This window comes from Priestia koreensis, assembly GCF_022646885.1.
GTDB lineage: Bacteria > Bacillota > Bacilli > Bacillales > Bacillaceae_H > Bacillus_AG > Bacillus_AG koreensis_A.
In genome coordinates this window covers 155,932-171,748 of the sequence record NZ_CP061868.1, presented here as the reverse complement: position 1 = coordinate 171,748, position 15,817 = coordinate 155,932, and the positions used below count along the sequence as shown (strand labels likewise).

The 15,817-nt window shown below is 43.3% G+C and carries 12 protein-coding genes, 9 tRNA genes and 3 rRNA genes; 3 read left to right on the top strand and 21 right to left on the bottom strand.

Annotation, left to right across the window (positions count from 1 at the left end):
• Positions 1 to 33: 33 nt before the first annotated feature.
• The 4 genes from IE339_RS01000 to sigW all read right to left on the bottom strand — a co-directional run bounded on the left by IE339_RS01000 (position 34) and on the right by sigW (position 3,799).
• Positions 34 to 1,554, bottom strand: coding sequence for a CdaR family protein (locus IE339_RS01000; protein ID WP_242172803.1), 1,521 nt, complete (start codon positions 1,552 to 1,554; stop codon positions 34 to 36).
• Positions 1,547 to 2,371: a diadenylate cyclase CdaA gene (cdaA, locus tag IE339_RS00995; protein ID WP_053403463.1), complete on the bottom strand. Its 825-nt coding sequence runs from the start codon at positions 2,369 to 2,371 to the stop codon at positions 1,547 to 1,549. Before cdaA ends, IE339_RS01000 begins: the two co-directional genes overlap by 8 nt.
• A gap of 229 nt (positions 2,372 to 2,600) precedes the next feature.
• The gene (locus IE339_RS00990) at positions 2,601 to 3,221 is read right to left on the bottom strand and encodes an anti-sigma factor family protein (protein ID WP_053403464.1); all 621 of its coding nucleotides are present in this window, start codon (positions 3,219 to 3,221) and stop codon (positions 2,601 to 2,603) included.
• Positions 3,222 to 3,235: 14 nt separating this feature from the next.
• On the bottom strand, positions 3,236 to 3,799 hold the full coding sequence (gene sigW, locus IE339_RS00985; RefSeq protein ID WP_053403465.1) for an RNA polymerase sigma factor SigW: 564 nt from the start codon (positions 3,797 to 3,799) through the stop codon (positions 3,236 to 3,238).
• Between the two features lie 163 nt (positions 3,800 to 3,962).
• On the opposite strand from sigW, the gene IE339_RS00980 reads away from it, so the two are divergent.
• Positions 3,963 to 4,127 carry an aspartyl-phosphate phosphatase Spo0E family protein gene (locus tag IE339_RS00980; RefSeq protein ID WP_242172801.1) on the top strand — a complete coding sequence of 55 codons (165 nt, stop codon included), beginning with the start codon at positions 3,963 to 3,965 and terminating at the stop codon, positions 4,125 to 4,127.
• A gap of 27 nt (positions 4,128 to 4,154) precedes the next feature.
• On the opposite strand, the gene rocF is transcribed toward IE339_RS00980, so the two are convergent.
• The 14 genes from rocF to IE339_RS00910 all read right to left on the bottom strand — a co-directional run bounded on the left by rocF (position 4,155) and on the right by IE339_RS00910 (position 11,363).
• A complete protein-coding gene (gene rocF / locus IE339_RS00975) occupies positions 4,155 to 5,054 on the bottom strand; it encodes an arginase (protein WP_242176069.1) in 900 nt (299 codons plus the stop codon).
• A 207-nt stretch (positions 5,055 to 5,261) separates the two neighbouring features.
• Positions 5,262 to 5,337: transfer RNA gene (locus tag IE339_RS00970), tRNA-Ala, on the bottom strand.
• Positions 5,338 to 5,346: 9 nt separating this feature from the next.
• Positions 5,347 to 5,421, bottom strand: a tRNA-Gly gene (locus tag IE339_RS00965).
• 4 nt (positions 5,422 to 5,425) lie between these two features.
• A tRNA-Lys gene (locus IE339_RS00960) sits at positions 5,426 to 5,498 on the bottom strand.
• Positions 5,499 to 5,501: 3 nt separating this feature from the next.
• Positions 5,502 to 5,576, bottom strand: a tRNA-Gln gene (locus tag IE339_RS00955).
• 21 nt (positions 5,577 to 5,597) lie between these two features.
• A tRNA-Tyr gene (locus IE339_RS00950) sits at positions 5,598 to 5,682 on the bottom strand.
• A gap of 10 nt (positions 5,683 to 5,692) precedes the next feature.
• A tRNA-Thr gene (locus tag IE339_RS00945) sits at positions 5,693 to 5,768 on the bottom strand.
• Positions 5,769 to 5,792: 24 nt separating this feature from the next.
• Positions 5,793 to 5,868 (bottom strand) — tRNA-Val (locus IE339_RS00940).
• Positions 5,869 to 5,891: 23 nt separating this feature from the next.
• Positions 5,892 to 5,966 (bottom strand) — tRNA-Glu (locus tag IE339_RS00935).
• A 3-nt stretch (positions 5,967 to 5,969) separates the two neighbouring features.
• A tRNA-Asn gene (locus IE339_RS00930) sits at positions 5,970 to 6,044 on the bottom strand.
• A gap of 7 nt (positions 6,045 to 6,051) precedes the next feature.
• Positions 6,052 to 6,167 (bottom strand): 5S ribosomal RNA (gene rrf / locus IE339_RS00925).
• Positions 6,168 to 6,263: 96 nt separating this feature from the next.
• Positions 6,264 to 9,195, bottom strand: a 23S ribosomal RNA gene (locus IE339_RS00920).
• 197 nt (positions 9,196 to 9,392) lie between these two features.
• Positions 9,393 to 10,944, bottom strand: a 16S ribosomal RNA gene (locus tag IE339_RS00915).
• Together the 16S, 23S and 5S rRNA genes with 9 tRNA genes alongside form the textbook arrangement of a ribosomal RNA operon.
• Before the next feature lie 245 nt (positions 10,945 to 11,189).
• A complete protein-coding gene (locus IE339_RS00910) occupies positions 11,190 to 11,363 on the bottom strand; it encodes a hypothetical protein (RefSeq protein WP_242172799.1) in 174 nt (57 codons plus the stop codon).
• A gap of 243 nt (positions 11,364 to 11,606) precedes the next feature.
• Here IE339_RS00910 and pdaB point away from each other — a divergent pair, with 243 nt between their 5' ends.
• Positions 11,607 to 12,371 (top strand): polysaccharide deacetylase family sporulation protein PdaB, encoded by a 765-nt coding sequence (gene pdaB / locus IE339_RS00905; RefSeq protein ID WP_242172797.1) that lies wholly within the window; start codon positions 11,607 to 11,609, stop codon positions 12,369 to 12,371.
• Positions 12,372 to 12,398: 27 nt separating this feature from the next.
• Here the strand turns inward: pdaB and IE339_RS00900 are convergent, their stop codons facing one another.
• Positions 12,399 to 13,043, bottom strand: a complete 645-nt coding sequence (locus IE339_RS00900) for a KinB-signaling pathway activation protein (protein WP_242172795.1) — start codon at positions 13,041 to 13,043, stop codon at positions 12,399 to 12,401.
• A 152-nt stretch (positions 13,044 to 13,195) separates the two neighbouring features.
• Between IE339_RS00900 and gerD the strand changes: the two genes are divergently transcribed.
• Positions 13,196 to 13,831, top strand: coding sequence for a spore germination lipoprotein GerD (gene gerD / locus IE339_RS00895; protein ID WP_242172792.1), 636 nt, complete (start codon positions 13,196 to 13,198; stop codon positions 13,829 to 13,831).
• Positions 13,832 to 13,919: 88 nt separating this feature from the next.
• Here the strand turns inward: gerD and IE339_RS00890 are convergent, their stop codons facing one another.
• Both IE339_RS00890 and cwlD read right to left on the bottom strand, forming a co-directional pair.
• Positions 13,920 to 14,966: an Mrp/NBP35 family ATP-binding protein gene (locus IE339_RS00890; RefSeq protein ID WP_053403316.1), complete on the bottom strand. Its 1,047-nt coding sequence runs from the start codon at positions 14,964 to 14,966 to the stop codon at positions 13,920 to 13,922.
• Positions 14,967 to 15,088: 122 nt separating this feature from the next.
• Positions 15,089 to 15,796 (bottom strand): N-acetylmuramoyl-L-alanine amidase CwlD, encoded by a 708-nt coding sequence (gene cwlD, locus IE339_RS00885; RefSeq protein WP_242172789.1) that lies wholly within the window; start codon positions 15,794 to 15,796, stop codon positions 15,089 to 15,091.
• Positions 15,797 to 15,817: the final 21 nt, after the last annotated feature.

Here is a 15,817-nt window from a genome sequence, read left to right as displayed (position 1 = left end):
TATTATTCGCTCCTTTGTCACCATGCGTAACAATTATTGTTTTTCTTGCTGATCTGAAGTAGAGTCATCAGCTTTTACTGAATTAGAATCACTTGGCTTATCGCCCTTATCTCCTCCAGATGGAGGCGTAGTTGTTGGCGTGTCAGGTTCCGTAACTTTCACCTTTGCTTGCTGAGGTGTTGCCGTTGCTTTTACACCGTCAGGAACCTTGACTGAGATCGGAACGGTTGTTTCACCGCTCTGGACACCACTCATATCAACAGAAAGCTGAATATCTCCAGCCTGCAGTGCATTAATTACCTTTTCACTACCTGTTACTTCCACATCTACTTTCCCACCAGAAGGTGTCAACAGGTCGTAATTATAATCAGAAGATGTATTTGTCAATGAAACACTTACACCTTTTAATGTCTTTGTGATTGTTTGATCTTTTGGCTCCTCTGAACCGTTCGTCGGTTTATCAGGAGAAGTTGTTGGCTGTTCTGTTTGATCGCCCTGCTCATCATCCTTCGGTGACTCTGAAGATGGCTCATCATCATTCTTCTGATTATCCGTTTCTTTTGTATCCGTTTGTTCATCTGTTGTTTCTTCTTTTTGCTTAACCTCTGCTTTTATCGTGACTTTAGAAGGTGCTACGCTTGTTACCCCTTCAGGAAGAGGTACATCAACAACAAATGTTTTTGATTTTTGCAGCTCGCTTATATCTACTTCTATATCATCAATAAAATCAATTTTAGAGAGCGCTTCTTCCGATCCATAAAGTTTGACCGTACCAGGAGTGACTTTTAAATCATCTAACACTACTCCATCAGGAAGATTCCCCGTTGTTTGAATTTTAACAGGAACTTCTTTGCTGTGAGTAGATACTGGAATAGTCACATCAACAGTGGATGGATTGATTTGCACGTTGACCTTATTTAAATTTCGATCTAATGCAATAACCTGCGCTTTCTTCTCAATTGTTTCAGACGTATCATCAGAATCATCTAGCTCTACAACAGCTTTTACATACGCAATACGATTAATTTGACTTTGCGCACCTGAAATTTGTACTTTACGAGGCTCTACAATGGCCTGGCTTGGCACGTAACGCTCTTTGAATTTCGATGTATCAAAGCTCGCTTCTACCGAAAACTTCTTCGTTACTTTCTCTTCGATCGTAACGTTCGCATATTTCGGTTTAATTTGAACACTCACAGTGTTGGGAATATTTTTATACTGCATTTCAACCTTGTGAGTTCCGCCTACGTATTTGTTCAAGTCTACATAGACTTCATAATCTTTTTTAAATTTAGTCGACGTCACGTCTCCTACAGGCCCCTGTATTGTCAACGTAGCATATTCAGGAACTCCTGTAACAATCTTGTTTTTGTCATTATAATAAGCTCGCACCGGAACATTTGTGATCGTTTCGGTTTGGTAGTTAATGTTCGATTCAGTTTGACTAGCACTTGGCTTATTTGGCTCTTCCAAATTTACAGACATATAGAGTAGTAAAGCGAGCAAAAGGGCAACAATCTTCATAACCCACGGACTATTCATGAATTTATCCATCTTTTTTCCCCCTCCACTGCCAACGAGTTGAGGAAGAAACACGGGTTGATTTTAGCCACTCGCTTGTTAATAAGTCTCTTAACTTATCGACACTTAATTCTCGATGGAGATCACCATTCTTGGTCACTGAGATATTACCTGTTTCCTCAGATACAACAACTGTAATACTGTCTGTTACCTCACTAATACCAACTGCGGCGCGATGTCTCGTCCCGAGTTCTTTGGAAATAAAAGGACTCTCTGAAAGAGGCAGATAGCAGGCTGCGGCCGCGACTTGATTTCGTTGTAGGATAACAGCTCCATCATGAAGAGGTGTATTTGGAATGAATATATTAATTAATAGCTCAGACGTTATGTTTGCATTCATCGGGATACCAGTCTCAATATAATCTTCCATACCTGTTTCTCGCTCAATAGAAATAAGGGCTCCTATACGCCTCTTAGCCATATAATCCGTAGCTTTTACAATGGCCTCGACAGTTCTCGTACTTTCATCCTCTTCACTTCCATTACCTCGTGAAAACAAGCGTCCTCGTCCTAACTGTTCTAGGGCACGACGAAGTTCCGGCTGGAAAATAATAATTACGGCTAAAAATCCCCATGTTAACGCTTTGTCCATAAGCCATCCTAGGGTTTGTAATCCTAAGAAACTACTGAGGAATCGAACCACTACGATTACAACGATACCTTTTAAAAGCTGTACAGCCTTGGTACCACGTATAACCATAATCAGCTTATATATAACAAACCAAACAAGGAGAATATCAACTACTTTTCCTAAATAACTAAGGATTGGTAGCTCTCCAAACGATGGCATTCTCTCACTTCCTCTTTGTATGTAATAACTACATAAAGCAATAAAGATAACTGTTTTATTATAGCACAAAACCTTGGTAGATGCGGTAATACTTCCCCTTAAGACATAAGCACTAATTTGCTAAGAGCAGACTAATCCTTAGATTATAAGTTACGACCACAGTCTCTTTATTGTTATAAACAAAAAGGATATCTCTTAGTCATTTATTTGTAAGAGATACCCCGATTTCTTATTTACTTTCCACAAGCTTAACTGCGCTATGGACGTTAGATTTTAGGTTATACCAAACCCATTCAAAGAGCTCATCCAGCACGGTAATTTTCCCTGTTACTTCACCCGCAGATGCCATATAGCGATGTCCATTGACTACCGTAACGTCACCGTCTACTTTTCCTTCTATTTTTATATCACCGTTTCTCACAATGACATTTCCTTTAATCGTCTCACCCTTTGGTACCGTAACCGTTTGCCCATTAATGACCAGGTTAGGCTGCTTGGAAACTGAAAAATCATGATCATTTTTCCAAGTAGAAAAAAGACTTCCTACCATGAGCATAACAAAAAGTGACGATGCTGTAAGGAGTGGGTGTGATCTAAACCACTTGTTTACCTTTGCTTTTTGCGTCTGCTTTGGAAGGCTATTCATCACATTTAGCGTAAAATCACTTGGTGCTGCTACATGAGAAGCACTTTGTACAAAAGCAATCGTCCGTTTCAATTCCTTCATATGCAATTGACACTCTTCACAGCTTTTGAGATGCTCTCGTAATATCTGCTCATTTTCTTTTGTGATGTCACCATCTAGATAATCGTGCATCATTTCAGTGTAATTGCCTGAGCAATTTTTCATTATTTATTCACCTCTTATAAATCACGAAGTCGATTTCTCAACGCTTCTCGTCCTCTGTGTATTCTCGTCTTTACAGTACCTATCGGCAAGTCTAATACATCACTAATTTCTTTTAGTGATAGTTCCTCAATATATTTCAACACAATGGCAGATCGATATTTTTCAGGTAGATTCAGAATTTCTTGGTCAATCTTTTCGTTCAATTCATGATTCTCAACCTCTTCTTCTGGAAGAGCCTGATCTGCTGCCAATTGTGAATACATATCTAGACCTTCTGTTCCTGGTACTTCAGCATCTAAATAGTAATCTGGCTTCTTTTTTCGGATGCGATCAATGCACAGATTTGTTGCAATACGATATAACCACGTTGAAAACTTCTTTGATGTATCATAACTATGGATATTGATGTAGGCCCTAATAAAAGCCTCCTGAGCAGAATCCTCCGCCTCGTGGCGATTTCCGAGCATGCGATAACACAGTTGAAATATCTTATCTTTATAATATTCCACTATGTCAGCAAACGCGTCTTGATCCCCTTTTTTAACTTGTTTTATTTTTCTCTTTATGACTAACTCCATTAATTTTTTACCTCCGCTCATTGCGGTATATACGTTTTTACGTAGCAGCTTCGATAAAGTTTCATGATTCTTCATTTTTATTTTATCAAAAAATAAAAAAAGATGTTTAAAAACCCTAAATTTGGATATTAAATTACTAACTTACTTTAGGAGCGTGGGGAATATGGGTATCGGGGAAAAGCTTTTAGCAGAAATTGAAAAATGTCGAGTGGCTATGATTCAATCAGCGGCTGCAACTTCCTTTTCAGCTGAGAACGTAGTAGCACTTAGCTCACAACTGGATCATCTATTGAACCAATATGACCGTCATATGAAAGAGGGCTATTGAGATTTTCTCAAAGCCCTCTCTTTTTATTTAAAGAAGCTTCTCTCCTAATAAAGATCCAATCAAAGCGACCGCAACGGTAGCCGTTTTATTTTTTTCATCTAAAATTGGATTGACTTCTACAAATTCAGCTGATGTAATGACTTCTGCCTCCGCAAGCATTTCCATCGCTAAATGACTTTCTCTGTAACTAATTCCCCCAATTACAGGTGTACCAACACCTGGCGCATCGTGAGGATCTAAACCATCGAGGTCAAGCGATAAATGAATACCGTCCGTTTTACTTTTTAAGTACTCGATTGTCTCTTCCATTACTTTTGTCATTCCCAAACGATCGATTTCATGCATCGTGTACACTTTAATGCCTTTTTCTTTAATAAGCTCTCTTTCACCTTCGTCTAATGATCGAGCACCGATAATGACGATGTTTTCAGGCTTAATTTTAGGCGAATATCCCCCAATAGAGGTTAATACCTCATGACCAAGGCCTAAGCTAGCTGCTAAAGGCATTCCATGAATATTGCCTGATGGAGAAGTATCTGCTGTATTTAAATCGCCATGTGCATCATACCAAATTACCCCAAGATTCTGATAATGTTTTGCGACACCTGCAAGAGTTCCAATAGCAATGCTATGATCCCCCCCTAAAACAAGAGGAAACCGTCCACCTTGAATCACTTCATCTACCTTTGCAGCCAAGGATTCATTTCCTTTTGCAACCGCTTTTAAATTTTTCAAGTTTGTTTCGGGATCTGTATGATAACGCTCACCTAAACCTATTTGAATATTGCCTTCATCTTGTACGGCAATACCTAATCGTTCAATGCGTTCGACAATTCCAGCATAACGAATTGCACTCGGCCCCATATCGACGCCTCTTCGTGTTTGTCCTAAGTCCATAGGTACCCCAATTACGGAAATGTTCTTTATCATGTGAGTTCCTCCTCTATCTCCTATAATGGTATTGTACCTATTTTATATGGAGTAACTCAACTCGACATTTTTTTGAATATATATGCAATTCAAAATAGAAAGATTGGGCGTTTCTGACTTAAAATATACATATTTTATAGATAGTTAAAAAGGATATAAAAAAACCTTAAGTCTAACTAGACTTAAGGTAATATGTATGATTGATGGTGGAGCCTAGCGGGATCGAACCGCTGACCTCCTGCGTGCAAGGCAGGCGCTCTCCCAGCTGAGCTAAGGCCCCATATAAAATTGGAGCGGAAGACGGGATTCGAACCCGCGACCCCCACCTTGGCAAGGTGGTGTTCTACCACTGAACTACTTCCGCAAAATGAGCCATGAAGGATTCGAACCTTCGACCCTCTGATTAAAAGTCAGATGCTCTACCAACTGAGCTAATGGCTCTAATGGCTGGGCTAGCTGGATTCGAACCAACGAATGACGGAGTCAAAGTCCGTTGCCTTACCGCTTGGCTATAGCCCAATCATTATGAATAAAAATAAATGGTGGAGGGGGACGGATTCGAACCGCCGAACCCGGAGGGAGCGGATTTACAGTCCGCCGCGTTTAGCCACTTCGCTACCCCTCCACAATATAAGTGGTGCCGGCAAGAGGACTTGAACCCCCAACCTACTGATTACAAGTCAGTTGCTCTACCAGTTGAGCTACACCGGCTCTGTTTAGATGGCTAATCTAAAATGGTGGAGGATGACGGGATCGAACCGCCGACCCCCTGCTTGTAAGGCAGGTGCTCTCCCAGCTGAGCTAATCCTCCGTAATAACTATGTATGTTATAAATGGTGACCCGTACGGGATTCGAACCCGTGTTACCGCCGTGAAAGGGCGGTGTCTTAACCGCTTGACCAACGGGCCATATGGCTCCACAGGCAGGACTCGAACCTGCGACCGATCGGTTAACAGCCGATAGCTCTACCACTGAGCTACTGTGGAATATACAGCCTGGCGATGTCCTACTCTCACAGGGGGAAACCCCCAACTACCATCGGCGCTAGAGAGCTTAACTTCCGTGTTCGGTATGGGAACGGGTGTGACCTCTCTGCCATAATCACCAGACATATGTATTATACACTTTTCTACGAAAAATGCAAGTGTTTTTTGAAAGAAAGTTATTCTTTCAAAACTAGATAACAATGGTTAAGGAAAAACATTTTGGTTAAGTCCTCGATCGATTAGTATCTGTCAGCTGCACGTGTCGCCACGCTTCCACCTCAGACCTATCTACCTGATCGTCTTTCAGGGATCTTACTAGCTTGCGCTATGGGAAATCTCATCTTGAGGGGGGCTTCATGCTTAGATGCTTTCAGCACTTATCCCGTCCACACATAGCTACCCAGCGATGCCTTTGGCAAGACAACTGGTACACCAGCGGTGTGTCCATCCCGGTCCTCTCGTACTAAGGACAGCTCCTCTCAAATTTCCTACGCCCACGACGGATAGGGACCGAACTGTCTCACGACGTTCTGAACCCAGCTCGCGTACCGCTTTAATGGGCGAACAGCCCAACCCTTGGGACCGACTACAGCCCCAGGATGCGATGAGCCGACATCGAGGTGCCAAACCTCCCCGTCGATGTGGACTCTTGGGGGAGATAAGCCTGTTATCCCCGGGGTAGCTTTTATCCGTTGAGCGATGGCCCTTCCATGCGGAACCACCGGATCACTAAGCCCGACTTTCGTCCCTGCTCGACTTGTAGGTCTCGCAGTCAAGCTCCCTTGTGCCTTTACACTCTACGAATGATTTCCAACCATTCTGAGGGAACCTTTGGGCGCCTCCGTTACTCTTTAGGAGGCGACCGCCCCAGTCAAACTGCCCACCTGACACTGTCTCCCAGCCCGATCAGGGCTGTGGGTTAGAATGTCAATACAGCCAGGGTAGTATCCCACCGACGCCTCCACCGAAGCTAGCGCTCCGGTTTCTCAGGCTCCTACCTATCCTGTACAAGCTGTACCAAAATTCAATATCAGGCTACAGTAAAGCTCCACGGGGTCTTTCCGTCCTGTCGCGGGTAACCTGCATCTTCACAGGTACTATAATTTCACCGAGTCTCTCGTTGAGACAGTGCCCAGATCGTTACACCTTTCGTGCGGGTCGGAACTTACCCGACAAGGAATTTCGCTACCTTAGGACCGTTATAGTTACGGCCGCCGTTTACTGGGGCTTCGATTCAAAGCTTCGCTTGCGCTAACCTCTCCTCTTAACCTTCCAGCACCGGGCAGGTGTCAGCCCCTATACTTCGCCTTACGGCTTCGCAGAGACCTGTGTTTTTGCTAAACAGTCGCCTGGGCCTATTCACTGCGGCTCTCTCGGGCTTGCACCCTAACAGAGCACCCCTTCTCCCGAAGTTACGGGGTCATTTTGCCGAGTTCCTTAACGAGAGTTCTCTCGATCACCTTAGGATTCTCTCCTCGCCTACCTGTGTCGGTTTGCGGTACGGGTACCTCCCACCTCGCTAGAGGCTTTTCTTGGCAGTGTGAAATCAGGAGCTTCGGTACTATAATTCCCTCGTCATCACAGCTCAGCCTTATGATGAGCGGATTTGCCTACTCATCAGCCTTACGCTTGAACGCACATATCCAGCAGTGCGCCTACCCTATCCTCCTGCGTCCCCCCATTGCTCAAACGGTGGGGAGGTAGTACAGGAATATCAACCTGTTGGCCATCGCCTACGCCTTTCGGCCTCGGCTTAGGTCCCGACTAACCCTGAGCGGACGAGCCTTCCTCAGGAAACCTTAGGCATTCGGTGGACAAGATTCTCACTTGTCTTTCGCTACTCATACCGGCATTCTCACTTCTAAGCGCTCCACCAGTCCTTACGGTCTAGCTTCGCAGCACTTAGAACGCTCTCCTACCACTGACATCATAAGATGTCAATCCACAGCTTCGGTGATACGTTTAGCCCCGGTACATTTTCGGCGCAGAGTCACTCGACCAGTGAGCTATTACGCACTCTTTAAATGGTGGCTGCTTCTAAGCCAACATCCTGGTTGTCTAAGCAACTCCACATCCTTTTCCACTTAACGTATACTTTGGGACCTTAGCTGGTGGTCTGGGCTGTTTCCCTCTTGACTACGGATCTTATCACTCGCAGTCTGACTCCCAAGGATAAGTTTTTGGCATTCGGAGTTTGACTGAATTCGGTAACCCGTTGGGGGCCCCTAGTCCAATCAGTGCTCTACCTCCAAAACTCTCACCTTGAGGCTAGCCCTAAAGCTATTTCGGAGAGAACCAGCTATCTCCAAGTTCGATTGGAATTTCTCCGCTACCCACACCTCATCCCCGCACTTTTCAACGTGCGTGGGTTCGGGCCTCCATTCAGTGTTACCTGAACTTCACCCTGGACATGGGTAGATCACCTGGTTTCGGGTCTACGACCACATACTCAAATCGCCCTATTCAGACTCGCTTTCGCTGCGGCTCCGTCTCATCGACTTAACCTTGCATGGGATCGTAACTCGCCGGTTCATTCTACAAAAGGCACGCCATCACCCGTTAACGGGCTCTGACTACTTGTAGGCACACGGTTTCAGGATCTCTTTCACTCCCCTTCCGGGGTGCTTTTCACCTTTCCCTCACGGTACTGGTTCACTATCGGTCACTAGGAAGTATTTAGCCTTGGGAGATGGTCCTCCCTGCTTCCGACGGAATTTCACGTGTTCCGCCGTACTCAGGATCCACTCAAGAGAGAACGAGGTTTCAACTACAGGGTTGTTACCTTCTTTGACGGGCCTTTCCAGACCTCTTCATTTACCTCGTTCCTTTGTAACTCCGTATAGAGTGTCCTACAACCCCAAGAGGCAAGCCTCTTGGTTTGGGCTAATTCCGTTTCGCTCGCCGCTACTCAGGAAATCGCGTTTGCTTTCCTTTCCTCCGGGTACTTAGATGTTTCAGTTCCCCGGGTCTGCCTTCAACTTCCTATGTATTCAGAAGAAGATATCATTCCATTACGAATGATGGGTTTCCCCATTCGGAAATCTCCGGATCAAAGCTTACTTACAGCTCCCCGAAGCATATCGGTGTTAGTCCCGTCCTTCATCGGCTCCTAGTGCCAAGGCATCCACCGTGCGCCCTTTCTAACTTAACCGTATTGGTTATTTCAAAAAGTGTTACACTTTGTTTTCCTTAACATTCTTGCTATCTAGTTTTCAAAGAACAACTGCCTCATGATCACGACGTGATCAAAAGACTTCTTATTGAAAGTTCATAATGAACCTTCAAAACTGAACAAAACGACGTCACGTTGTTTGTTGCTGAACACGAGGTTCAAGCAATTTTCCTTAGAAAGGAGGTGATCCAGCCGCACCTTCCGATACGGCTACCTTGTTACGACTTCACCCCAATCATCTGTCCCACCTTAGGCGGCTGGCTCCTTACGGTTACCCCACCGACTTCGGGTGTTACAAACTCTCGTGGTGTGACGGGCGGTGTGTACAAGGCCCGGGAACGTATTCACCGCGGCATGCTGATCCGCGATTACTAGCGATTCCAGCTTCATGTAGGCGAGTTGCAGCCTACAATCCGAACTGAGAATGATTTTATGAGATTAGCTTCACCTCGCGGCTTCGCAACCCTTTGTATCATCCATTGTAGCACGTGTGTAGCCCAGGTCATAAGGGGCATGATGATTTGACGTCATCCCCACCTTCCTCCGGTTTGTCACCGGCAGTCACCTTAGAGTGCCCAACTTAATGCTGGCAACTAAGATCAAGGGTTGCGCTCGTTGCGGGACTTAACCCAACATCTCACGACACGAGCTGACGACAACCATGCACCACCTGTCACTTTGTCCCCCGAAGGGGAAAGCTCTATCTCTAGAGTGGTCAAAGGATGTCAAGACCTGGTAAGGTTCTTCGCGTTGCTTCGAATTAAACCACATGCTCCACCGCTTGTGCGGGCCCCCGTCAATTCCTTTGAGTTTCAGCCTTGCGGCCGTACTCCCCAGGCGGAGTGCTTAATGCGTTAGCTGCAGCACTAAAGGGCGGAAACCCTCTAACACTTAGCACTCATCGTTTACGGCGTGGACTACCAGGGTATCTAATCCTGTTTGCTCCCCACGCTTTCGCGCCTCAGCGTCAGTTACAGACCAGAAAGCCGCCTTCGCCACTGGTGTTCCTCCACATCTCTACGCATTTCACCGCTACACGTGGAATTCCGCTTTCCTCTTCTGCACTCAAGTTCCCCAGTTTCCAATGACCCTCCACGGTTGAGCCGTGGGCTTTCACATCAGACTTAAGGAACCGCCTGCGCGCGCTTTACGCCCAATAATTCCGGACAACGCTTGCCACCTACGTATTACCGCGGCTGCTGGCACGTAGTTAGCCGTGGCTTTCTGGTTAGGTACCGTCAAGGTACGAGCAGTTACTCTCGTACTTGTTCTTCCCTAACAACAGAGTTTTACGATCCGAAAACCTTCATCACTCACGCGGCGTTGCTCCGTCAGACTTTCGTCCATTGCGGAAGATTCCCTACTGCTGCCTCCCGTAGGAGTCTGGGCCGTGTCTCAGTCCCAGTGTGGCCGATCACCCTCTCAGGTCGGCTACGCATCGTCGCCTTGGTGAGCCGTTACCTCACCAACTAGCTAATGCGCCGCGGGTCCATCTGTAAGTGACAGCCGAAACCGTCTTTTAACATCCGCTCATGCGAGCGAAAGTGTTATTCGGTATTAGCTCCGGTTTCCCGGAGTTATCCCCATCTTACAGGCAGGTTACCCACGTGTTACTCACCCGTCCGCCGCTAACTTGTTAGAAGCAAGCTTCTAACAAGTCCGCTCGACTTGCATGTATTAGGCACGCCGCCAGCGTTCGTCCTGAGCCAGGATCAAACTCTCCGAAGAAATGTTTGACTTGCTCATTTGTTGTCTTACTTTTAAAACGTTGACGTTTTGCTTGTTTTGTTCAGTTTTCAAAGTTCATCTCGCTCATAAGCGACTTTCTTATCTTACCAAGTTCCAATTTCATTGTCAACACTTTTTTTAAAATGTTTTTTATGTAATGTTTTCCTTGGTTGTCTTAGCGACGTATAATAATATAACACCTTTTATGAAAACCAGTCAATACATTTTTTAAAAAAGTTTAATCTTTATTGTAATCTTCTTAGCAAGGCCTCGATCAGCAATGTTTTCTCTTCGATTCCTCTTCTTTTCAGATGTGACATTTTCTCTAAGATTAATAAGCTGCCAAGAACATTCATTTCTCTTTCTAATATGTCCGTTAACTCGTATCGTTCTTTATCATTCAAAAGAAAACCTCTCATGATTCTACCTCTTCGTTTCAATTTTTTCTATCTCCTCTACATCCTTTCTTCTTTTTATTGCATTTAAACCTAATCTCCTGATTTATTAGGTGATGTTTTTAAACGTACAAGCATAAAAATAAACTACCAGAACCTAACTATTCTCACTTCTCTAGATAACAACACTCACCCTAAGAAATTTGTTAGGTACACTTCTTAGCGCTTTTTCCATATGAAGAGTATTGATCAAAAGGGGAGAAAACCATGAATTTCTTTTATGTCCTACGTGCTAAACGAATCAAACAATTTAGTATCATTTTGTTTGCCGCTTTTTTCGCTGGGTTATTTCTTTATTCCCAAACCTTTTCTTTAAATCCTGTATTCAATACAAAGGATGGGCCGCGCGCTGTTTCTAAAAGTAAAAATGACACTAATAAAGTGGCACTTACTTTTGATATTAGCTGGGGTGATGAAAATGCGATCCCTATTCTAGACAAGCTCAAAGAAGAGCATATTAAAAACTGTACCTTCTTCCTTTCAGCCTCATGGGCTGAACGACACCCGGATGTTGTTGAAAGGATTAAAAAAGATGGTCATGAGATCGGAAGTATGGGATATGACTATAAACCTTATACGTCCCTTGATGCACAAAAAGTTCGCCAAGACCTAGCAAAAGCCGAAAAAGTTTTTACATCTCTAAACCTAAAGGATGTGACATTATTACGTCCACCATCTGGTCAGTTTAATAAAGAAACGCTTAAGATTGCCGAACAACAGGGATACACCATTGTTCATTGGAGTGTAGATTCTAAGGATTGGACAAATCCCGGCGTCGAAAAAATTGTTCAGAACGTTGTCAATGACGTAGGAAGCGGAGATATTGTGCTGCTACATGCTTCTGATTCAGCACAGCAAACTAAAAAAGCTCTTCCAATGATTATTGAAGAGATTAAGGATGAAGGTTTATCGATCATTAGTGTTTCCCAACTTATTTCAAATGCTCAAGCAAAAAGTAGCGAAATTCATTAAAAAACACTCGGCACATGCCGAGTGTTTTTACATTGCTTTCATTCGAGCTGACGTATTACGGCGCTCACGCTGTGAATTTTGAATTAATCTCGGTAAAATGAGCAGCTGATACGCATTACAAATCAACAATGGATAAAGCATCAAGTATAACCAGCCTGTATCATTTGCTCTTAGGGCAGGAACCCACTCAATGATGGTTACCACAATCATAAAAAACAAGCCTGGAATAAATGCTGCTTTGTTCGTCTGCTTTACTTTTATTAGTGCTACCACCAGACCCGTCACAACGACGATTCCTGCCATAATATAACGGGAAGGCGACACATCAGATTCAGCAGAAGAAGCCATAATAACTTGCAGATACACCAAATCAAATAAAATGAAAGCAGTAAGCAGTACTTGAACAGAGTTCCAAAGCGATACTGATCGACAAATTCCTAGCCCAAAGCGATGAATCGTTAAATAAGCGAAAAAGCCCATTTGACTGATAATACTGAAAATAAGGCCGATACCAATAAACCATAAAAGAGCTGATAAAATTTCTCCTATATTAAACGATTGAAAAAACGGGCGATATTCTCCCCATTTTACTGCAAACCCCACAACACTTGCACTTAAAGCACCAATTAATAGTGTCGATAAAAACAACCGAACCCAGTTGCGACTATTCACTTCCGCATCCCCCACTTAGAAAAAATAAACCGCTTTCTAAATTGTAACAATGCCTACTTGAAAAATCTAGGTGACGATTGATCAAATACGCATAATTTTTTAGAAATACCTCATATTAAAAATAAGCATATTCTTGAAAGGAGCTTATCAAAATGAAAAAGAAAATGCTGCTCCTACTGTATGCAATCTTATGCGCATTCGTATTAAATGCATGTGCACCTCAACAAGATGACAGCAACCGTATGGATTACGATCAAACAAAGAAAATGATTGTAGATATTTTGAAAACAGATGAAGGAAAGAAAGCCATCGAAAATATCTTACAAGATGAACAAATAAAAAAGACCTTGGTTATGGATCAGGCTATGGTAAAGCAGACCATTCAATCAACTCTTACTTCTAAAAAAGGCATGGAGTTTTGGAAAGAGGCTTTCAACGATCCTCAGTTTGTTAAAACCTTTGCAAAAAGCTTACGGAGCGAGCACGAAGATCTTTTAAAGCAATTGATGAAAGATCCTGATTATCAGGCATTATTACTAGACGTCTTTAAAAATCCTGAAATGCAAAAGCAAATGACCCAAGCGATGAAAACCCAAGACTTTCGTAAAAACATGCAAAAAGTCATTGTAGAAACGCTAGACAGCCCGCTATATAAAGCAAAACTTGAAGCTATTATTCAAAAAGCTGTTCAACAATCTACAGACACAAGCAGTGGAAAAGAAAGTAAAAAGCAAGAAGACGACTCATCAGGATCTGGCTCAGACCAAGAACAACAGCAAAACCAATAATCATAATCCATTCACGTCACAATACAGCGCTTATAAGGATACGTAGGAACTTAGCAAAAAGAGTATGCCGCAGCATACTCTTTTTTCATTATTGACAGGCTTGGACCACTTTTTTAGCAATATCTAAATAGATTTGACCTAACTGATGGTCAGAGTCGTATACAGAAGGCGCAAAATCATCGTCATTCCAATCAGGTTGACGTAACGGAAGCTTGCCTAAAATTTCGGTTTGCAATTCTTCGGCTAGCTTTTCGCCACCGCCTTTTCCGAATACATATTCCTTCTCACCTGTTAGCTTGCTCTCAAAGTATGCCATATTCTCAACTACGCCGATAACTTCATGGTCCGTACGGATAGCCATCGCACCAGCTCTAGCTGCAACAAAAGCAGCAGTTGGATGAGGTGTTGAAACAATTACTTCTTTACATGAAGGAAGCATAGAGTGAACATCTAACGCCACGTCTCCTGTCCCTGGAGGTAGATCTAATAGTAAATAGTCTAAATCGCCCCATTCTACTTCAGAGAAGAAGCTATTTAACATTTTACCAAGCATCGGACCACGCCAAATGACCGGCGCGTTATCTTCCACGAAGAAGCCCATGGAAATAACCTTAACGCCAAAGCGCTCTACAGGAATAATTCGATCCCCACGAACAATCGGTCGTTGTGTAATCCCCATCATGTCTGGAACACTAAATCCATAGATATCCGCATCCACAAGGCCCACTTTCTTACCAAGCTTCGCTAAGGCAACAGCAAGGTTAACAGAAACCGTCGACTTCCCTACGCCTCCCTTACCACTAGCAATTGCGATGTACTGTGTATCTAGTGGTCCTGAAGACGTTTTGTCATCGGTCATGGATCCTCTAAATTCTTGAAGTTCTTCTGGAGATAATTCTTCAAAGCGTAAGCCTACCGTTTCAGCTCCAGCTTCTTTTAACAGGTTCACAATTTCCCCTTGCAATTTCATTTGTTCCCCAGTTCCAGTTTTCACTAGAGCGATTTTAACACTTACATGCTGCTTTTCTTCTTTGATCTTTATTTCACGAATGGCATTTGTATCTGCCAAACTTTTATGTAAAAATGGGTCGTTTAATGAAGCTAATAATTGATGTACTCGTTCTTGTGTTAACATTCTCCCACCGCCTAAAAATCTATTGTTATCGCTATCATTATAACATAATTCAGACTAATAAAACGATTCAATGCTCAGATGGTCCCTATAAATAAAAAAAGGAAGATGAAATATCCTCCTTTTTACTTAATCGTCTCTTCCGTTAAATAACGATTGACACCTTCATAAATGGATTCTGCTATTTTGCGCTGATATTTTTTCGTTTGTAACAGTTCTCGTTCCTCACGATTCGAGAGAAAACCTACCTCAACTAATGCTCCTGGAACCTTTGCATGCTTCAACAAATAAATTCCTTGAATAGGCTTTGCATCGCGGTCCGTATTTTTTAGATTATCTTTTATTTCAGCTTGAATGAACTTCGCTAAGTTCTTATTTTCTTCTAGCGACCCGTGGTAGAAGGTTTGTGCTCCACGCCACTTAGCAGATGGAATTGCATTTAAGTGAATACTAAGATACATATCAGCACTTGATTCATTAATGAGCTTTAGGCGCTTTTTCAAATCTTCCACTTTTCTGCGGCCATACCCCTTAACCTGTTTGTCAGCTAAGTCATAGTCATCATCTCGAGTCATCATAACAAGAGCACCTTGCCCTTGCAAATAATCGCGTATCATTAGAGAAATTTTGAGCGTGACGTCCTTCTCAAGCACTTCATCTCCTACAGCACCACCATCTGGACCACCGTGGCCTGCATCAATAATGACAATCTTTCCGCTAAGTGGTAAATTCCATGATTTCCACGAATTTCGTTGTGTAATTTGATGCTGAATCATAACGCCAAGTAAAATAAGAACGATTGTTGCTACGAGTGCAATTTTATACTTTTTCATCTCATCCCTCCAGCCAGTCCC